Annotated in this window: 20 protein-coding genes; all 20 read left to right on the top strand. The window is 44.1% G+C overall.

Going from position 1 to position 18,786, the window contains the following annotated elements:
- The first annotated feature begins 207 nt into the window (after positions 1 to 207).
- The 20 genes from D0466_RS06620 to D0466_RS06525 all read left to right on the top strand — a co-directional run bounded on the left by D0466_RS06620 (position 208) and on the right by D0466_RS06525 (position 18,482).
- The gene (locus D0466_RS06620) at positions 208 to 405 is read left to right on the top strand and encodes a DUF2768 domain-containing protein (RefSeq protein ID WP_117321722.1); all 198 of its coding nucleotides are present in this window, start codon (positions 208 to 210) and stop codon (positions 403 to 405) included.
- 14 nt (positions 406 to 419) lie between these two features.
- On the top strand, positions 420 to 1,148 hold the full coding sequence (locus D0466_RS06615; protein ID WP_117321721.1) for a hypothetical protein: 729 nt from the start codon (positions 420 to 422) through the stop codon (positions 1,146 to 1,148).
- A gap of 242 nt (positions 1,149 to 1,390) precedes the next feature.
- A complete protein-coding gene (spoIVA, locus tag D0466_RS06610) occupies positions 1,391 to 2,869 on the top strand; it encodes a stage IV sporulation protein A (protein ID WP_117321720.1) in 1,479 nt (492 codons plus the stop codon).
- 481 nt (positions 2,870 to 3,350) lie between these two features.
- A complete protein-coding gene (locus D0466_RS06605; RefSeq protein WP_117321719.1) occupies positions 3,351 to 3,623 on the top strand; it encodes an HU family DNA-binding protein in 273 nt (90 codons plus the stop codon).
- Between the two features lie 133 nt (positions 3,624 to 3,756).
- The gene (folE, locus tag D0466_RS06600; protein WP_117321718.1) at positions 3,757 to 4,323 is read left to right on the top strand and encodes a GTP cyclohydrolase I FolE; all 567 of its coding nucleotides are present in this window, start codon (positions 3,757 to 3,759) and stop codon (positions 4,321 to 4,323) included.
- A gap of 39 nt (positions 4,324 to 4,362) precedes the next feature.
- Positions 4,363 to 4,608 (top strand): trp RNA-binding attenuation protein MtrB, encoded by a 246-nt coding sequence (gene mtrB, locus D0466_RS06595; protein ID WP_117321717.1) that lies wholly within the window; start codon positions 4,363 to 4,365, stop codon positions 4,606 to 4,608.
- Between the two features lie 236 nt (positions 4,609 to 4,844).
- Entirely contained in the window at positions 4,845 to 5,672 is an 828-nt protein-coding gene (locus D0466_RS06590; RefSeq protein WP_117321716.1) for a heptaprenyl diphosphate synthase component 1, read from the top strand.
- Between the two features lie 5 nt (positions 5,673 to 5,677).
- A complete protein-coding gene (locus D0466_RS06585; protein WP_117321715.1) occupies positions 5,678 to 6,388 on the top strand; it encodes a demethylmenaquinone methyltransferase in 711 nt (236 codons plus the stop codon).
- A gap of 34 nt (positions 6,389 to 6,422) precedes the next feature.
- The gene (gene hepT / locus D0466_RS06580; RefSeq protein WP_117322242.1) at positions 6,423 to 7,385 is read left to right on the top strand and encodes a heptaprenyl diphosphate synthase component II; all 963 of its coding nucleotides are present in this window, start codon (positions 6,423 to 6,425) and stop codon (positions 7,383 to 7,385) included.
- A gap of 105 nt (positions 7,386 to 7,490) precedes the next feature.
- Positions 7,491 to 7,937 carry a nucleoside-diphosphate kinase gene (ndk, locus tag D0466_RS06575; protein ID WP_117321714.1) on the top strand — a complete coding sequence of 149 codons (447 nt, stop codon included), beginning with the start codon at positions 7,491 to 7,493 and terminating at the stop codon, positions 7,935 to 7,937.
- A gap of 348 nt (positions 7,938 to 8,285) precedes the next feature.
- Positions 8,286 to 9,095 (top strand): CheR family methyltransferase, encoded by an 810-nt coding sequence (locus D0466_RS06570; RefSeq protein WP_117321713.1) that lies wholly within the window; start codon positions 8,286 to 8,288, stop codon positions 9,093 to 9,095.
- 134 nt (positions 9,096 to 9,229) lie between these two features.
- Positions 9,230 to 10,402: a chorismate synthase gene (aroC, locus tag D0466_RS06565; protein WP_117321712.1), complete on the top strand. Its 1,173-nt coding sequence runs from the start codon at positions 9,230 to 9,232 to the stop codon at positions 10,400 to 10,402.
- A gap of 6 nt (positions 10,403 to 10,408) precedes the next feature.
- Positions 10,409 to 11,497, top strand: coding sequence for a 3-dehydroquinate synthase (gene aroB, locus D0466_RS06560; RefSeq protein WP_117322241.1), 1,089 nt, complete (start codon positions 10,409 to 10,411; stop codon positions 11,495 to 11,497).
- 26 nt (positions 11,498 to 11,523) lie between these two features.
- Positions 11,524 to 11,895, top strand: coding sequence for a chorismate mutase (gene aroH / locus D0466_RS06555; RefSeq protein ID WP_117321711.1), 372 nt, complete (start codon positions 11,524 to 11,526; stop codon positions 11,893 to 11,895).
- A gap of 133 nt (positions 11,896 to 12,028) precedes the next feature.
- Entirely contained in the window at positions 12,029 to 13,141 is a 1,113-nt protein-coding gene (hisC, locus tag D0466_RS06550; protein WP_117321710.1) for a histidinol-phosphate transaminase, read from the top strand.
- Positions 13,142 to 13,166: 25 nt separating this feature from the next.
- The gene (locus tag D0466_RS06545; RefSeq protein ID WP_117321709.1) at positions 13,167 to 14,273 is read left to right on the top strand and encodes a prephenate dehydrogenase; all 1,107 of its coding nucleotides are present in this window, start codon (positions 13,167 to 13,169) and stop codon (positions 14,271 to 14,273) included.
- A gap of 31 nt (positions 14,274 to 14,304) precedes the next feature.
- Complete coding sequence (gene aroA / locus D0466_RS06540) at positions 14,305 to 15,591, top strand: 3-phosphoshikimate 1-carboxyvinyltransferase (RefSeq protein ID WP_117321708.1); 1,287 nt, start codon at positions 14,305 to 14,307, stop codon at positions 15,589 to 15,591.
- 119 nt (positions 15,592 to 15,710) lie between these two features.
- Positions 15,711 to 16,589, top strand: coding sequence for a gamma-glutamyltransferase family protein (locus tag D0466_RS06535; protein ID WP_117321707.1), 879 nt, complete (start codon positions 15,711 to 15,713; stop codon positions 16,587 to 16,589).
- Between the two features lie 32 nt (positions 16,590 to 16,621).
- Positions 16,622 to 17,893: a tetratricopeptide repeat protein gene (locus tag D0466_RS06530; protein WP_117321706.1), complete on the top strand. Its 1,272-nt coding sequence runs from the start codon at positions 16,622 to 16,624 to the stop codon at positions 17,891 to 17,893.
- Positions 17,894 to 17,939: 46 nt separating this feature from the next.
- Positions 17,940 to 18,482: a ReoY family proteolytic degradation factor gene (locus D0466_RS06525; RefSeq protein ID WP_117322240.1), complete on the top strand. Its 543-nt coding sequence runs from the start codon at positions 17,940 to 17,942 to the stop codon at positions 18,480 to 18,482.
- The last annotated feature ends 304 nt before the right edge of the window (positions 18,483 to 18,786 follow it).

Raw genomic sequence — 18,786 nt, 5'->3', positions numbered from 1 at the left:
AACGACTGTCGCCATTCGTGCGATAAGTTGTGTCTTCCCTCGTATATCCGCCAATCTGGCGGAATTTTTTACGTATTCGACAAACCCTGCATGTGGTATAATGTTTTCGGATTGGCTAAGGAAATTCTTGCCGGAATTTTTTGTTATATTTCATGGAATTCCCTTTGAAAACCTTTCATCAGAGCCATCTAAAAAGGAGTGAAACAAATGACACCAGCTTTACAGAAGATGTGGATTTCGTTTGCTGCCATGATCTTTATGTTTATTTCCATTCTAATGATTTATTTCAGCCGTTATAAACTAAAGGGCATCCTTCGTGTTTTGACGGCAGTGATTGCTTACATATTGATGATTTCCGCCGGTTTAATCATATTATTTGTCGTTTTAAGCGGACCGACTGCATAGTGAGGTTGAATGAAATGAAGAGATTGAGAATCAAATTAACAGCGATTTTGCTACTGGCAATGTCATTATTGACTGGGTGCCTGTACCCCGAACAGAGGAGCGCGGAAAATCAGGTTCCATATAAGGAGCAAATCCAATCTGTCCAAAGTGCGGTTGACCAGTTCAAAAAAGATGAGGGTGGAATCCTGCCAATAAAGACGAAACCGGGGGATACCCCGTATTATCAAAAGCACCTTATCGATTTCAAAAAAATAGTTCCTACCTATATGGCTGAACCTCCAGGGAATTCATATGAATCTGGCGGAGTTTTTCAATATGTAATTATAGATGAAGAAACAAACCCAACTGTGAAAATATTTGATATCCGGATTGCGCAGCAGCTACAGGACCTGAATCTGCGCCTTAGGATTCATAGGGAGAATAATGGCTATCCGCCTTTTAAAGAGCAGCTGGCAGACGATGTGTTTACGCTGGATTACAAAAAAATGGGCTTGAAAGAGGATCCCACAATCGTTAGCCCATATTCAGGGAAACCGCTGTCCATCGTGACGAATTCAAAGGCAGAGCTGTTTGTGGACTATACGCCAGATTTAGTTGATTCTGTACAAAAAATAGATAAACAGTTTAAACCGGGTGAGGATATCCGGCCGGTATTGGCGGAAAGTTCGGAATTTGTCCCCGCTTATTCGCTTCCATACACCATTGACCAAAAAACAAATAAACCCATATTCTTAACAAAATAGGCATAACCCTTTTTCTGCAAAATATATTGTAGGGGAAGGGTTATTTCTTTAGCTTCTGAAAATCCTTAACCTTACAATAAACAGCACTCATATAAAAACAAATCCGATGTAGGGAAAAAAGGAGGATTTCATGTTAAAAAATCAGGAATATATTTTTAGGACAACATCATAAACTAATAGTGTCCTAGATTGCATAAACGGATGATGTTATCCCAGCAACTCTAATATCGGGAGGGGATACCTTGGAAAAGGTAGATATTTTTAAAGATATAGCTGAACGTACCGGCGGAGATATATACTTAGGTGTTGTGGGCGCAGTGCGCACCGGTAAATCTACATTTATTAAAAAGTTTATGGAATTGGTGGTCATACCGAACATAAGTACAGAAGCGGACCGCGCAAGGGCACAGGATGAGCTGCCTCAAAGCGCAGCTGGAAAAACGATCATGACGACTGAACCGAAATTTGTCCCGAACCAGGCAGCGTCGATTCATGTGGCTGAAGGCCTTGATGTAAACATCAGGCTCGTCGATTGTGTCGGTTATACTGTGCCTGGGGCAAAAGGATATGAAGATGAAAACGGACCCCGCATGATCCATACTCCATGGTACGAAGAGCCGATCCCTTTTCATGAAGCTGCCGAAATCGGCACAAGAAAGGTTATACAGGACCATTCAACTCTAGGAGTTGTCATAACGACAGACGGCACGATCGGGGAGATTCCGCGAAGCGATTATATTGAGGCCGAAGAAAGGGTCATAGAAGAACTAAAAGAGGTCGGCAAACCATTTATCATGATTGTTAACTCGGTACAGCCTCATCATCCTGATACGGTCGCCCTGAGGGAGAACCTTCAGGAAAAATATGATATTCCGGTCTTGGCCATGAGTGTGGAAGGAATGCGCGAAACCGACGTTTTGAATGTTCTCCGTGAAGCATTGTATGAATTCCCTGTTTTGGAAGTGAATGTAAACCTTCCAAGCTGGGTATTGGTTCTAAAAGAAAACCATTGGCTTCGGGAAAGCTACCAGGAGGCTGTCAAAGAAACAGTAAAAGATATAAAGCGGCTGCGAGATGTTGACAGAGTTGTAGGTCATTTCAATGATTTTGAGTTCATCGAACGCGCCAGCCTTGCCGGCATTGAGATGGGCCAGGGTGTAGCGGAAATCGACCTTTATGCACCGGATGCGCTTTATGATGATATATTAAAAGAGATTGTCGGTGTTGAAATCCGCGGAAAAGACCATCTTCTTGCGCTCATGCAGGACTTCGCTCATGCGAAAGCCGAATATGATCAAGTTTCAGATGCGCTGAAAATGGTGAAGCAGACCGGTTATGGCGTAGCCGCACCTTCGTTGGCCGATATGAGCCTTGATGAACCGGAAATAATCAGGCAAGGATCGCGGTTTGGTGTCCGATTGAAAGCAGTAGCACCTTCCATCCATATGATAAAAGTGGATGTGGAGTCGGAATTTGCTCCGATCATTGGTACAGAAAAGCAAAGTGAGGAGCTGGTACGCTATCTAATGCAAGATTTTGAAGATAATCCACTATCAATCTGGAACTCCGATATTTTTGGCCGCTCCTTAAGTTCGATTGTAAGGGAAGGAATCCAGGCCAAATTATCGCTAATGCCTGAAAACGCCCGCTACAAATTAAAAGAAACATTGGAGCGAATCATAAACGAAGGGTCCGGCGGATTGATTGCGATTATTCTATAGGTTAAGGTCGAACCAGCCTGGAGCAGGCTGGTTCTTTTTATGCGTACACAAACTAAGTGCACCATGTCCCCATGTCTGCTCTATGTAATCCATATCCTGTGGGCACGGGCGCACCTGATTTCGGCCTTTAAACAGGCCCGCAAGCAGTTGGGTTTTTTAGTGCTGCCTCCTGTTCCCTTGCTGAGTTATCGTGGCTTTTTGAAGAATAAATAAATAATATATGCTTTTTTTAAGAAAAGATTCCCACAATTTTTTTTTATCCCTTGCTAATGGAATAGCATTTGTGATAATCTACATTAAGAAAACGCGTTATATCGCCATTCTTACCCATTTGAGAATTCTTGCCATAGGTTACAGCGACTAATTTCCATCTTCGTTTTTGGAAACAAAAGGAAATTATTAACTTAGTAACAAATCACTATTATACAGTGTTTGTAATATTGATTTTTTATACAAATCCTTTTGGGAGGAGGTGAATGGCATGAACAAGACAGAATTGATTAACGCAGTTGCTGAAGCAGGAGAGCTTTCCAAGAAAGATGCTACAAAAGCGGTTGATGCTGTTTTTGATACAATCTTAGACGCTTTGAAAAACGGTGATAAAGTACAATTGATCGGTTTTGGTAACTTCGAAGTTCGTGAGCGTGCGGCTCGCAAAGGCCGTAACCCGCAGACCGGCGATGAAATCGAAATCGCTGCAAGTAAGGTGCCGGCATTCAAGCCTGGTAAAGCACTTAAAGACGCTGTGAAGTAATTACATACGGTACTTTAAGCCAAAAGGGGCCCACTCGTGAGTGGACCCCTTTTTTGCTTCTTTTTTTCAAAGTATGTTAAAATTGGTTAATATGTTTTTTTGCATAATGCTTGTGTTTTAAGGAGGAACAGCAATGGGAAACGTTAATCATGCCCAAATAGAAGAAGCCGTAAGAATGATCTTGGAAGCGGTCGGTGAAGATCCAGACCGTGAAGGTCTTTTAGATACCCCAAAACGTGTAGCAAGGATGTATGAAGAAGTATTTTCCGGACTAAGCCAGGACCCCAAGCAATATTTTGAAACGATATTCGGGGAAGACCATGAAGAGCTTGTGCTGGTAAAGGATATCCCGTTTTATTCCGTATGCGAGCATCATCTGGTCCCTTTTTATGGAAAAGCGCATGTTGCTTACATACCAAGGAACGGGAGAGTGACGGGTTTAAGCAAGCTGGCCAGAGCCGTAGAGGCTGTCTCGAGGAGGCCGCAGCTGCAGGAAAGAATTACATCGACGGTGGCGGACTCGATTATGGAAAAGCTTGAGCCTCATGGTGTAATGGTGGTGGTCGAGGCGGAGCATATGTGTATGACGATGCGGGGGGTAAAGAAGCCCGGCGCGAAAACAGTCACTTCCGCTGTCCGCGGAGCTTTTGCCGAGGATGCCCGTTCAAGGGCCGAAGTACTTGCTTTCATTAAAGATTAATAAGGCCCGGTAAAACTCGAAGATGTGGAGGCGTACATTATGGAGGAAAAATTGATACGTGATTATGTTGTAATCAAGGCAGTCGAAGATGGCGTCAACGTAATAGGGTTGACAAGGGGGACGGATACAAGATTCCACCATTCTGAAAAACTTGATTCCGGTGAAGTAATGATTGCCCAGTTCACCGAACATACTTCAGCGATAAAAATCAGGGGGAATGCAAAGATTTATACTGCCTTTGGAGAGATAGAGAGTGAAGCGAAGAGGAGCCAGCCGGGAAAATAATCTTATACAGGGCTGCGAGCCTTTCTCTTTTACCCAAATTGGCCGGCATAATTGGTTTGACAGTCCTTCCTTTATGCCCACCCTTTTTCTGGAGAACGCCATAAATAAAATAGTACGACTATAGGTACTATCGCATTATTTTTATGTTATAATGATTTGTGTTTTTAAACTGACCTGCGTACAGCGGTAGCAGGTAAATAAAAATTATTTTACGACGGATGCAAGGGTGATTTCAGTTGTTAAAATTAACTACTCTTTTGGCAGAATTGAAAGAATTGATACAAGCAAAAACGAATCATCCTTATTTGCAGATGTTTTTGGAAAAGCCGACAATCGATGAAGATAAGCTGCTCCTCTTAGCAGGGTTGTTTAATGATTTGGAGATAACGGAAGCTGACCGGAAAAAATATATAGTATCCACCATGCTGGTTCAAATGGCCCTCGATGCACATGAATCTGTAACCAATTCCAATGTCCCTGATTACGATGGAAGCCAGATGAAAAGCCGGCAGTTGACAGTGTTGGCCGGGGATTATTACAGCGGTTTGTACTACCAGCTTCTTGCCGAGGTGGAGAACATCACGTTAATCAGGGTACTGGCGAGCGCGATTAAAGACGTAAATGAACATAAAATATTGCTTTACCAAAAGTCTTTATCCGACATGTCTGGCCTGATTAAAACATTAAAAGCGATCGAATCGTCATTGATTCGAAAAGTGGCCGAAAGCATGGGAAGCCCCGTATGGAAGGACCTGGCCGAAGATATCCTTCTCTTGAACCGTCTGCATCTGGAAAAGAAGAGCTACCTGGAAACCGGACAATCCATCATTTTCGAGATTTTAAAAAAGATGTTTTATCCGAAAAAGGATAAGTCAGGCCCTTTATCAAACGAGCAGGCTGCTTTCGTTCTGAATAAAATGGATCAGTGTATTGCAAGCGCCCATGCTTCGCTCCGCCGGACTCTGGAAAAGAAAGGTCCAAAACAAGGGGTCCTGGCTAGCAGGATAGGGGCCATTTTGGATTATACGGCACATGCGGCAAATTCATTTGTGGAAGAAGGGTAAAAACAATGCAACAGTCGAAGGAACAAAGAGTCCATCATGTCTTTGAAAAAATCTATGATAATTATGACAAGATGAACTCTGTCATCAGCTTTAAGCAGCACATTAGATGGCGTAAAGCCACCATGAACCATATGAATGTCCCTCATGGCGCAATCGCGCTTGATGTTTGCTGCGGCACAGCCGACTGGACCATTGCCTTGGCAGAAAAGACAGGGTCTGCGGGAAAGGTCACAGGCCTTGATTTCAGCAAGAATATGCTGAAAATAGGGGAAGAAAAAGTGAGAAAACTGGAAATTGGCGAATATGTAGACTTAATCCACGGAAATGCGATGGAACTGCCCTTTGAAGATAATACCTTTGATTATGTAACCATTGGATTCGGGCTTCGCAATGTTCCGGATTATATGCAAGTGCTTAAAGAAATGCACAGGGTTCTAAAACCGGGCGGGATGGCTGTATGCCTCGAAACATCCCAGCCGACATTGATAGGTTTTAAACAGCTGTATTATTTTTACTTCCGGTTTATCATGCCTGTCTTTGGAAAGCTGTTCGCCAAAAGCTATAAGGAATATTCGTGGCTGCAGGAGTCGGCACGCGATTTCCCTGGCATGAAAGAACTGGCATCCATGTTCAAGGAAGCCGGTTTTGCCAATGTTAGCTATAAAGCCCATAGCGGCGGGGTGGCAGCGACACATTTTGGCCGAAAAGCGATATGAGCATGAAAAGCATTTACAAAGCTGGGTGGAGTGTATGAAACTTACAACGTTGTATTCTGATTTGAATACAGACTTGAAAATAATCGAAAAAGAATTAGAAGCTTCCATACAGGCCGATTCACCTGTTCTTAGACAAGCTTCTGTGCATTTGCTGCAATCAGGGGGAAAGCGGATTCGCCCAGTTTTTGTATTGCTGGCTGCAAAGTTTGGCAATTATGATATCCATGTTATCAAAAACGCCGCAATCGTTCTTGAACTGATCCATATGGCCTCGCTCGTCCATGATGATGTGATCGATGATTCGGACCTGCGACGAGGAGCACCGACCATCAAATCCAAATGGGATAACCGGATCGCCATGTACACGGGCGATTATATTTTTGCACGATCCCTTGAGGTGATGTCCAATATTAAAAATCCTCTGGCACACCAGCTCTTGGCACATACAATCGTCGAAGTATGCAAAGGTGAAATTGAGCAGATCAGGGATAAGTATGACTTTAACCAGAATTTAAGGACATATTTAAGGAAAATTAAGCGTAAAACTGCACTCCTTATCGCTTCGAGCTGCCAATTAGGGGCAATCGCGGCCGATGTGGAGGAAAACATTCATAAACACTTATTCCGTTTTGGGTATTTTGTCGGCATGACATATCAGATCACGGATGATATCCTCGATTTTACTGCTACGGAAAAGGAACTCGGAAAACCCGCCGGAGGCGATTTGCGCCAGGGAAATATCACCCTCCCCGTATTGATTGCGATGAAGGACCCTGCCATAAAGGCAAGGGTGGAGAGGGTACATGAGAATACTTCCAAGGAAGAATTAGCGGAGCTGCTCCAATTAATCAACACTTCCGGCGCTATTGAAAAAGCCGCTGAATTGGGTAATGCCTATTTGCAGAAAGCCTTTGAAGTCCTTGCGGAACTGCCTGCAAACCGTGCAAAAAAAACGTTATATGAAATAGCCAAATTCATTGGTAAACGCAAGTATTAAATAATTGTCGTAACCGAGGGTTGCGAATATTTCGAAAAAATGATACTATTTTTTTGGATTGTCTGGAAAAAGGGCATCTATCATACATATTAGGAGTGGACATTCATGGAAAAAACGTTTCTAATGGTTAAACCTGATGGTGTACAACGCAACCTGATCGGTGAGATCGTATCACGTTTCGAGAAAAAAGGTTTCCGTCTTGTTGGCGCAAAATTGATGTCGATTTCACAAGAGCTTGCCGAGCAGCACTATGGTGAACACAAAGAGCGGCCGTTCTTTGGGGAATTAGTCGATTTCATTACTTCAGGACCTGTATTTGCTATGGTTTGGGAAGGTGAAAATGTAATCGCTACCTCGCGCCAGATGATGGGGGCGACAAACCCAAAAGACGCGGCAGCAGCTACAATCCGCGGAGATTTTGCAGTCAATGTGGGCAAGAATGTTATCCATGGATCTGATTCTCCGGAAAGCGCAGAGCGTGAAATCGGCTTATTCTTCAAACAAGAAGAATTGGTAGAATACCCTAAATTGATTAGCCAATGGGTTTATTAATAGATTCATAATAAAAAAAGCTTTGCCTGCCGGCAAGGCTTTTTTACTTTAAGAAAGTATGACTTGGCAACGCCGATGTTCACACGACATAGTGACAAAGAGTTAAGGAAAGAAGAACACAGACTAATTTACGCTACCTCCTTATGGTTAGGCCTATGTGACCCTGTACGCCTCAACTTCTCCACTCTGTCTTTGCTTTTCAAGACTCGCCAATGCGCGAGTTTCTTTATGCCCAAAAGAAAGATTTCAAGAAATATTCCCAAATTGCAAACTTCTATCGATTTAATACCGATATACTTAATTGAGGAAACATATTAAAATGAATATATTTTGAAGGAGCCATAGTCTATGCATCACGAATACATGGATTTCATAACACATATAAAAAAATTGACAGGAATCGATTTATCACTCTATAAAGAAGCCCAAATGAAGCGCAGGCTAATTTCGTTATATGAAAAAAAGGGGTATAAATCGTTTGGTGCATATTACCAAGCCATTCAAAAGGACTCTGCCGCTCTAAATGAGTTTCTGGACAGGATGACGATCAATGTTTCCGAATTTTACCGCAATGCAAAAAGGTGGGAAGTGCTTGAGAAAAAGATTCTTCCAAGATTGCTGAGTTCGTCGAGGAAGCTGAAAATATGGAGCGCAGCATGTTCAACCGGTGAGGAACCGTATACTATTGCAATGGTTTTATCGAACCTTGTATCATTATCCCAAATTGAAATCCAGGCCACAGACATTGATGAGAATGTACTGGCGAGGGCGAAGATGGGCGTTTATCCGGCCCGCTCCCTGAACGAGGTTCCTGGCCATATGAAGGCAAAATATTTTATAAAAGAAGGAGACTTCTACAAGGTCGCAGATGAAATAAAGCGGACGGTAACATTCAAGAAACAGAATCTGCTTGCTGACCGTTTTGATTCAGGGTTTGACTTGATCGTGTGCCGCAATGTGCTCATTTACTTTACAGAAGAGGCAAAACATACGCTTTACAATAAATTCAGTGAATCCCTGAAAGAGGACGGAGTTTTCTTTGTCGGAAGTACGGAACAGATTTTTAACCCTGCCTCCTATCAATTCGATACGGAAGATACGTTCTTTTATAAAAAACAATCAGGCAAATTTATTCTAAGCGCAGGCAAAAAAGGCTGAATTCCCCTCTGGGCGGGAATTTGGTTTTTTTTATATTTTCTGATTTCAAAGCTTGATAACAGTTCCCACTTTTCTAAAAACTATGGTATATTGATACATAAATCCTTTAAAGAGATAAAAGGGGGAAAAAGTAAATGAGATATTTAACGGCCGGGGAATCCCACGGCCCGCAGTTGACTGCCATCATCGAGGGGTTGCCTGCCGGCATGCCGATTAATCAGGAAGACATAAACAATGAGCTTGCACGCAGGCAGAAAGGATATGGCCGCGGCAGGAGGATGCAGATCGAGAAAGACAAGGCATTTATCGCTTCGGGCATCAGGCATGGTTATACACTTGGTTCGCCTGTAGCACTGGTAGTTGAAAACAAGGACTGGACACATTGGACCAAAATTATGGGCAGTGAGCCCATTAGCGGGCCGGAATCAGAGGAAGTGAAAAGGAAAATAACAAGGCCAAGGCCTGGGCATGCGGACCTAAACGGCGGGATAAAGTACGGACACAGGGATTTGCGGAACGTGCTTGAGCGTTCTTCTGCCAGGGAAACGACTGTCAGGGTAGCCGCAGGTGCAGTTGCCAAAAAATTATTGGCCCTTCTCGGTATTCAAGTGGCTTCCCATGTAATCGAAATTGGAGGGGTCAAAGCACACCCGACTGCGTATTCATCCATAAAAGAGCTTCAGGAGCACACGGAAGCATCACCTGTACGCTGCTTTGACAGCAATGTTGAACAAGCTATGATGGATGCAATCGATGAGGCTAAGAAAAATGGTGATTCCATTGGCGGGATTGTTGAAGTGATTGTAGAAGGAATGCCTGTAGGTGTCGGAAGCTATGTACATTATGACAGGAAGCTTGACGCTAAGCTGGCGGCTGCGATTGTCAGCATTAACGCTTTCAAGGGTGTAGAGATCGGTATCGGTTTTGAAGCGGCCCATCTGCCTGGAAGTGAAGTGCATGATGAAATCTTATGGAGCAAGGATAATGGCTACTACAGAAAAACAAATAGGCTGGGCGGCCTGGAAGGCGGTATGACGACAGGCATGCCAATCATTGTTCGCGGTGTCATGAAGCCGATCCCAACTTTATATAAGCCGTTGCAAAGTGTGGACATCGATACAAAAGAAGCTTTTGCAGCTAGCATCGAGCGTTCCGACAGTTGTGCAGTCCCGGCGGCAGCCGTCGTTGCAGAAGCCGTTGTCGCATGGGAGCTTGCCGCAGCCCTGATCGATCAATTTCCGGCCGACCGTTTTGAAAAATTGGTTGAGGCGATCGAAACTCATAAGGCAGAGGCAAAGGAGTTTTAATTGGCAATGGAAACCATTAAAGTAAAAACGCCGTCCAAGTCCTATCCGGTTTTCATCGGGCGAAATGCTACCAACTCCCTGCCGGAATTTATTCGGGAACACTTTTCCCAGGTAGGGAAAATACTGATTATCACAGACGAAAAAGTTGCCGGTCTTCATTTACATACCGTAAAGGAATTATTGTCCGGTATTGGTATCCCAATTTTGGATTATGTAGTCCCTGAAGGGGAGCATGCTAAAACATTTGATGTATTCTTTGCGTGCCAGAGCTATGCGCTTTCCCAAAACTTAAACCGAAAATCAATGATTATCGCGCTTGGGGGAGGAGCGGTCGGCGACCTTGCCGGCTTTGTTGCGGCAACCTTCATGAGGGGCATCCCGTTTATCCAGGTGCCTACTACATTGCTTTCACATGATAGCGCAGTTGGCGGGAAGGTGGCTATCAACCATCCGCAAGGAAAGAATATGATTGGCGTTTTCCATCAGCCGGAAGCCGTGTTTTTTGATCTATCCTTTTTGGAAACTTTGCCTCCCAGGGAGTTAAGGTCGGGTTTTGCGGAGGTTGTTAAGGAAGCTTTAATCCAGGATCCGGGGTTTTACAGTTGGCTATTCGCGAATGTAACCCGGTTGGATACACTGACTGAAGAGCAGCTCTTGCATATGATCAAAAGAGGGATTGAAATTAAAGCGGCGATTGTTGAGGAAGATGAAAAAGAAACAGGTGTCCGCGCCTACCTGAACCTCGGCCATACGCTTGGACATGCTATCGAAGGATTGGCTGGATATGGAAAATTTTCGCATGGTGAAGCCGTTATGATCGGGACCATCTTTGCCCTGCATTTGAGCCGGAAAAAGCTGCAGCTGGATATCGATCTTGAAGGGTTTATCGATTGGGCCCGCGGTTTAGGCTATGAAACAGAGATTCACGAAGGTTTAAACAAGACGGATATACTGTCGTTTATGAAACGGGATAAAAAGGTGATCAGCGACATTGTTACATTTGTCTTGCTCGAAAAAGTGGGCAGTCCAAAGATGGCAAATATATCTGACAGTGAAATTATGGATAACCTCTCAGTGATATACAGAAAAAACTAAATGACCGCAAACCAAGGGGGAGAAAGATGATTCGAGGAGTCAGGGGTGCGATTACAGTCGACAGGAATGAAGAACAGCACATTATCGAAGCAACGGAAAAATTGCTGGTGAATATGATTGAAGAAAATGAAATAGAGCCGGAAAACGTTGCTTCCGTTTTTATTTCCGTAACAGATGATATCAATTCAGTCTTTCCGGCCAAGGCACTTCGCAAGTTCAACGGCTGGACCTATGTGCCGGTCATGTGCATGCAGGAAATCCCGGTACCAAATTCTCTGAAATTCTGTATTCGGATCATGATTCACCTGAATACAGAACTAGCCCAGCAGGATATCCGGCATGCTTATTTGGAAAAGGCGATTGCTTTGCGTCCTGATTTAAAAGAAACACAGCAGTAGAAAAGCAGGCAGCAACAGTTCAACAATTGGCAAAAAAATATCGAAACTACCATGGCTGCTGCGTATTAGTATGGTATAATACCCTTATACTTTGCTGCTTTAAAGCGTTGATTTATAAAATGAGGTGAATGAAATGAAGTGGAAAAGTGCTGTACAACAGCTGAAGCCTTATCAGCCCGGCAAATCAATTCAGGAAGTAAAAAGGCAATACGGCCTTGAGAGCATCACGAAACTTGCTTCCAATGAAAATCCTTATGGCTCGTCTGAAGCCGTTAAAGAAAGCGTCAGAAACTTCAGCGATTCGCTTGCCATATATCCGGACGGGTATGCAACCTTAATGAGAACAACTGTCGCAAACCACGTTGGGGTTAAGGAAACGGAACTAATTTTTGGAAATGGGTCCGATGAGATCATTCAGATCATCTCCCGAAGTCTGCTTCACCCAACAAGAAATACGGTATTGGCTGCCCCGACTTTTCCGCAATACCGCCACAATGCTGTAATAGAGGGTGCGGAGATCAGGGAAGTGGAGCTTATCGACGGGGCGCATGATTTAACAGGCATGCTTGCCCAAATAGATGAAAATACTTCGGTAGTCTGGTTGTGCACTCCCAATAACCCAACAGGCGTTTATATTCCATCCGCTGACCTAATTGATTTCCTGGACCGGGTGCCTGAAGACGTCCTTGTTGTCATTGATGAAGCATACTTTGAATATGTTGAGGCTGATGATTATCCGGATAGTGTAAAGCTGATCGAATCCTATAAAAATCTTATTGTTTTAAGGACTTTTTCGAAGATTTATGGTCTCGCGTCTTTGAGGATTGGGTATGGAATCGCAAATGAGGAAATCATCCGCATGCTCGAACCGGCACGCGAACCGTTCAACACGAACACAATGGGCCAGCTATCGGCGATTTCGGCCATAGGCGATCAGGAGTTTGTTGCAAAATGCAAGCAGGAAAACCGCAAAGGGCTTCAGCAATATTACCGTTTTTGTGAAGAAGAGAACTTATCATACTACCCTTCCCAGGGCAATTTCATTTTGATTGATTTTGGCACCGATGGGGACGAGGTGTTTCAATTCCTCCTAGAAAGAGGTTTCATCGTTCGGTCCGGAAATGCGCTTGGTTTTCCGTCCTCAGTAAGGGTCACAGTCGGTTCGCCGGAACAAAATGATGGGATCATTGCCATCATGAAGGAATACCTTGCTTCTAAAAACCGTGAAGGGGCAAAAATGCAATAAACCGTTTGTATCGGGGTGAGATCAGGTGAGGGGAAACGTATTAATAATCGGGCTCGGCCTGATTGGCGGGTCTGTAGGTCTTGCAATAAAGCAACAACATCGTGAGGCATTTATATTCGGATATGATGTTAGTGAAAAAAATATCAGACTTGCCAAAATGCTCGGTGTTGTTGACGAAGGGGTTTTCACCATTGAAGAGGCAGCAAGAGCGGCAGACCTCATTATCCTTTCGGTTCCGGTAGCCGAGACAAGGCGAATCATGGCTTCCCTTGCGTCTTTGTGCTTGAAGCCGGGGGTTATTGTTACGGATGTGGGCAGTACCAAAAAGAAAGTGGTCGAAGAAGCAAAATGCCTTACAGACAGGGGGATTTGCTTCATTGGGGGCCATCCTATGGCGGGTTCCCATAAAAGCGGTCCGGGTGCCGCAAAAGCAAGGCTTTTTGAGAACGCGTTCTATCTATTGACTCCTGAAGCAAATACAGATAAAGGAAAGCTAAGCGAATTGATGGAGTGGCTCGACGGAACGAAAGCCAATTTCCTGATCGTTACACCTGACGAACATGATTTGCTGACAGGTGTGATCAGCCACTTTCCTCATATTGTTGCAGCGGGGCTCGTCGGCCAGGCAAAAAATTACAACATGGAAAACATCCTGGTTTCCCGCCTAGCTGCCGGTGGGTTCAGGGACATTACCAGAATTGCCTCGAGCAGCCCGGTAATGTGGCGGGATATACTGATGCAAAACAAATCGGTGCTTATGGATTTAATGGACGATTGGCTTAAAGAAATGGAACGCGTAAAATCGCTTCTTGAAGTGGATGATTATGAATCTATCCTTAAATTTTTCAAGAGTGCCAAAGAATTTCGAGATGAGCTTCCGGTACGTGCCAAAGGGGCAATACCAGCTTTTTATGATTTGTATATTGATGTACCGGATTACCCGGGTATCATTTCGGAAATCACCGGTTATTTTGCCCATGAGGGCATATCGATAACAAATATAAGAATTATGGAGACACGTGAAGATGAGATTTACGGAGTACTGGTTGTGAGCTTTCAGACTGACCATGACAGGATAAAAGCGGAAGAATGCATAAAGCATTATACAAACTATGAGACATTTATTGCGTAAGCGCCGTAAGCTCTGAGGGAAGGATGGTCATATGAAAAGCCAAAGGTTACAAACGAATGTCAAATCGCTTAAAGGTATGCTGGGAGTGCCAGGAGATAAATCAATTTCCCACAGGTCGATTATGTTCGGGGCCATCGCTCATGGTGAAACTACAGTGGGCAACTTTCTCCCTGGGGCAGATTGTTTAAGCACAATTTCCTGCTTCCGGAAGCTTGGTGTCAGGATTGAAGAAGAAGATTCGGCCGTCCGTGTTGTTGGAAAGGGCTTTGAAGGGCTTGAGCGGCCTGTTGAAATGCTGGATGTCGGAAACTCCGGCACTACGATCCGGTTAATGCTTGGCATTCTGGCAGGGAGGGAGTTTGAGGCTGTGCTAGCCGGCGACAGTTCGATAGCCAAACGCCCGATGACGAGGGTGGTCAAACCTTTAAGAGAGTTAGGCGCGGTCATCGATGGAGAAAATGACGGGAAATTCACGCCGCTGACGATCAAGGGCGGAAAACTGCGTGGGATTTCCTATGAACTCCCGATGGCAAGCGCCCAGGTGAAATCAGCGATCCTGCTTGCCGGACTCCAGGCTGAAGGAGAAACGGTTGTAATCGAGCCCACAAAAACAAGAGACCACACAGAAAGAATGATTGCCGAATTCGGAGGCCGCATTGAAAGGGACGGAGACCGGATAACGGTTAAGGGGAACCAAATGTTTAGGGCAACCCATATTGAAGTTCCAGGGGATATTTCGTCAGCTGCTTTTTTCATGGTAGCTGCGGCGATTACCAAAAACAGTGAAGTGAAACTGACGAATGTTGGATTGAATCCTACCCGCACAGGCATAATTGATGTAATGAAGCAGATGGGTGCCGATATCGAGGTTGAAACTCTCAAGAAAAAAGGAGAGCCTTCCGGAAATATCATTGTACGCTCATCAAATTTAAAAGGGATCGAAATTTCCGGCGATCTTATCCCGCGCCTTATTGATGAAATACCGGTTATCGCCCTGCTTGCAACTCAGGCACAAGGTGTGACTGTCATTAAAGATGCCCAAGAGCTGAAAGTGAAGGAAACAAACCGGATTGATACCGTGGCCAATGAGCTGGCTTCCCTGGGAGCTGATATTACGCCGACTGAGGATGGCATGATCATTAATGGGGGGGCAAAACTTACGGGCCGAACCGTTTCCAGCCATGGGGATCACCGAATAGGAATGATGCTGGCTATTGCCGGTCTTGTTGCACAGGGTGAGATGGATCTGCACGACCCTTCCGCAATAGAAGTGTCATATCCGGGATTTTTCGAACACCTTTCCACTTTAATAGATTAATGACCGGGGGCTCTTCCCCGGTTTTTTTGGTGTGCCTGGCTTGAAAAATATACGGTGATCAAGCATAAATCGATGATTCTGTCATAGCCTTTCTTAAGGACAAGTTAAGAGGTGGGTATATGGCCTATATTATTGAGTATGCGAAACTGTATCAGCATGGAAAACTTGTTGATACATCAATTGCAGTAAAAGATAACAGGATTTATTCCATCCATTTGCCTGTCACCCGTCTTCGCCACATGAGGATGAAGGCAGGCCAGTTCATTATGGCCCCTGCAAATGTAATGGTTGCCATGAACTTTCAGGTATATCCTGATGAAAACTATTTAAAATGTACGTTTATAGGTAAAGGGGCGTCCACAATCATTGTTACGGTACCGGTCAAATACGAATATGAGCTGACCTCCAAGCTTAAGGAATACCGCTCACGGCTCAAGCAGTGCCCGCTGGATTACCTGTTCGCATTCAGCATCCCCCAAAACCTCGTCACACCAAAAGTAATCAGTTTTTGCAAAAAAGAAAAAATCCCTGCCGTTTTTATCAACATGAAGGATCCTTCATCATTTAACAATATTGCCTGGAGCTGGATTAAGCAGGCAGCCTTTCCCTACAACCCTGTCTTCATACCTTCCATAGATACCGGAATGGATCCTGGTCCGCTTCTGCACCACTGGTGCCAGATTCTATCCAAACATAATATCCCGCATATATCAGCCACTCTAAATGAAGAGGAACCATTAACCCTCAATGACTTGAAAAAAATTGGCATCTATCCGCAAAGAGGAGATTTGCACTCCAATGGAGAAGTAAGCTATAACTTGTTTTTGGAAAATGCTTTGCTAAACGTTGAGAATGGAATTCCCTCTTTTGATTATGGTAAACTGGTTGTTACTGTGTTGAAAGGCAAAGTAATAAGGGCCGGAGCTGGAATTGATCTCTCGGAGCTTAAAGGCGACGAACTCAACATAACTACTCCAGGTTTTTTCGTATCGGATTGATTTAGTATTTCTATTATGGAAAGGAAAGACCAATGAATATAGTAGAAGAAACTGTTCAACTTTTGAAAAACGGTGAAATTGGCCGGGCTGAAATCCAAATAGGGCGCATTAAGGCGTCCGGGTCTCCTGAAGACATGCATTTGCTTGCAGAGGAATTGTTACAGCTTGGTTTTATGGAAGAAGCAAAAGATCTTTACGAGGAATTATTAACGTTATTTCCAGGTGAAGGCGAGCTGATTTTGTCGCTGGCGGAAATTTTTATTGACGGCGACCGAGAAGATGAGGCCTTTACATTACTTGAGCAAATCAGTCCAGAGGATCATATGTATCCGAGCGCGCTTCTTCTGGAGGCGGACCTATACCAGATGCAGGGAATGGATGAAGTAAGCGAACGGAAATTGATTCAGGCAAAACAATTGCTTCCTGATGAACCGCTGATTGATTTCGCGCTTGGGGAACTTTTCTACCAGCAGGGCAGGGGACAGGACGCCGTGGCAAGCTATCAAAAAGTGTTGGAATCAGGGACGGAGGTGGGCGGAGTAAATATAAACCAGCGAATCGCTGAGTCTTTGAGCGGTTCGGGCAAATTCGAGGAGGCAATTCCTTACTTTAAGAAGGCCCTGGATGAACGCTTGGAAATCAATACTTTGTTTGAATACGGGTTTACAGCCTATCAAGCTGGATTCTATGAAACAGCCATAGAGAAATTTACAGAGTTAAAAGGGCTTGACAGGGAATATTATTCGTTATATTTATATCTGGCCAAGGCGTATGAGCATTTGGAAGACCTGGACCGTTCGCTGGCTGCAGTAAAAGAGGGAATTGTAGTTGATGAATTTAACAAGGACCTGTATTTTTACGGCGGCAAGATTGCCCTGAAAAAAGGAGAGCCGGATGATGCCGAGAAATTGTTCAGAGAAGCGCTTGCGATAGATCCAGGATTTTTGGAAGCTGCCTTAACGTTAATAAAGCTGTTTATGCAGGAAGAACGTTTTGAGGATGCCCTGGAATGCATGGAAGAAGTCAGGAAATATGGTGAAGACGACCCGCAGTTTGATTGGCTGTCCGCTGTAAGTCGACAAAAATTAGAGCAATATGATGAGGCATTAAATGACTATCATAAAGCATATAATTCATTTAAGAACAATCAGGATTTTCTTGAAGACTATGGATTCTTTTTAATTGAAGAAGGAAACAGGCACACCGCTAGAGAAATATTTAGTAAGCTTGCAAGCGCCGATCCATCCAATGACGAGTATGCTTTGATTTTGGAACGACTGGCCGATGGGCAGGACGATATTTAGGAAGCCATAATCCGGGACAATATTATTACAGAGGAGGGAACTCATGATGGCTGCCCCTGTATCTGTGCACGAAAAGAAAGATTTTATTCGCTGGTTTTTGAATCATTACCAACTGAAAAGAAGAGAGTGCGTCTGGATTTTGAACTACCTGATGAGCCATGATCAATTGATGCAAAAGGTTCATTTTGTGGAAAATGCCCAATATTGCCCAAGGGGGCTCGTCATGTCAACGCATTGTGTTGAGGAGGCCCCATTCAGGTTTTACAAGTCCAACATCATGACGACGGATGCCGAGAAATCCTTTCACGATATCAGGCTGAATCGCGACGAGGAAATCTATATCCAACTGAACTTTAAATCCGCCTATTCTTCCTATCAATACGCGGCAGTGCTGGAGGAGAATCCGTTTATGCCTAAATCAGGCACAAGCAATGAAAAAGATAAAATCCTTGCCGAACAATTCCTGGAAAAAACGATTCTTTCATTCCGAAGGAAAAAAATCCTCCAAGAAATCGACGATGCCTTGGACCGCCATGATCAAGAAGCTTTCCTGTTTTTGTCCGAGCAGTTGAACAGAATGGGAAAATAAAATATTAAAGAACGCACTGTTAAAGCCTTGCCCTTAATGAGGGAAGGTTTTTTATTTTTGGCAGAAAGAGAACACAGACCAAGTGAACCAAGTGGCTTAAATCAACTAACAGGATAGGAAAATATAAAACTTTCAACATGAATGGAGTCTAGCTACGGCGTACACTATACTAGTGCCGGCGAAGACATGAGGATGTTGAAGGTTTTAGTCGGCATTGAGGTCATAAAGCGACCCCACTCCGGGCTTCCACAGTACAAGCAACGCTTCTAGAGCAATACATCGCAAGAAGGAAAGCTTTGTTAAT

It is taken from the genome of Peribacillus glennii (genome assembly GCF_003429105.1).
Classification (GTDB): domain Bacteria; phylum Bacillota; class Bacilli; order Bacillales; family DSM-1321; genus Peribacillus; species Peribacillus glennii.
This window is presented reverse-complemented; position numbering and strand designations above follow the sequence as displayed.

Bases quoted from the DNA above. Each gene is read 5' to 3' on its own strand.
- mtrB (WP_117321717.1), top strand. From the start codon at position 4,363: ATGGAGGAAAAATTGATACGTGATTATGTTGTAATCAAGGCAGTCGAA.
- D0466_RS06605 (WP_117321719.1), top strand. From the start codon at position 3,351: ATGAACAAGACAGAATTGATTAACGCAGTTGCTGAAGCAGGAGAGCTT.
- aroB (WP_117322241.1), top strand. From the start codon at position 10,409: ATGGAAACCATTAAAGTAAAAACGCCGTCCAAGTCCTATCCGGTTTTC.
- D0466_RS06620 (WP_117321722.1), top strand. From the start codon at position 208: ATGACACCAGCTTTACAGAAGATGTGGATTTCGTTTGCTGCCATGATC.
- D0466_RS06585 (WP_117321715.1), top strand. From the start codon at position 5,678: ATGCAACAGTCGAAGGAACAAAGAGTCCATCATGTCTTTGAAAAAATC.
- D0466_RS06615 (WP_117321721.1), top strand. From the start codon at position 420: ATGAAGAGATTGAGAATCAAATTAACAGCGATTTTGCTACTGGCAATG.
- aroA (WP_117321708.1), top strand. From the start codon at position 14,305: ATGAAAAGCCAAAGGTTACAAACGAATGTCAAATCGCTTAAAGGTATG.
- hepT (WP_117322242.1), top strand. From the start codon at position 6,423: ATGAAACTTACAACGTTGTATTCTGATTTGAATACAGACTTGAAAATA.
- D0466_RS06570 (WP_117321713.1), top strand. From the start codon at position 8,286: ATGCATCACGAATACATGGATTTCATAACACATATAAAAAAATTGACA.
- D0466_RS06525 (WP_117322240.1), top strand. From the start codon at position 17,940: ATGGCTGCCCCTGTATCTGTGCACGAAAAGAAAGATTTTATTCGCTGG.
- hisC (WP_117321710.1), top strand. From the start codon at position 12,029: ATGAAGTGGAAAAGTGCTGTACAACAGCTGAAGCCTTATCAGCCCGGC.
- ndk (WP_117321714.1), top strand. From the start codon at position 7,491: ATGGAAAAAACGTTTCTAATGGTTAAACCTGATGGTGTACAACGCAAC.
- aroC (WP_117321712.1), top strand. From the start codon at position 9,230: ATGAGATATTTAACGGCCGGGGAATCCCACGGCCCGCAGTTGACTGCC.
- folE (WP_117321718.1), top strand. From the start codon at position 3,757: ATGGGAAACGTTAATCATGCCCAAATAGAAGAAGCCGTAAGAATGATC.
- D0466_RS06530 (WP_117321706.1), top strand. From the start codon at position 16,622: ATGAATATAGTAGAAGAAACTGTTCAACTTTTGAAAAACGGTGAAATT.
- aroH (WP_117321711.1), top strand. From the start codon at position 11,524: ATGATTCGAGGAGTCAGGGGTGCGATTACAGTCGACAGGAATGAAGAA.
- D0466_RS06535 (WP_117321707.1), top strand. From the start codon at position 15,711: ATGGCCTATATTATTGAGTATGCGAAACTGTATCAGCATGGAAAACTT.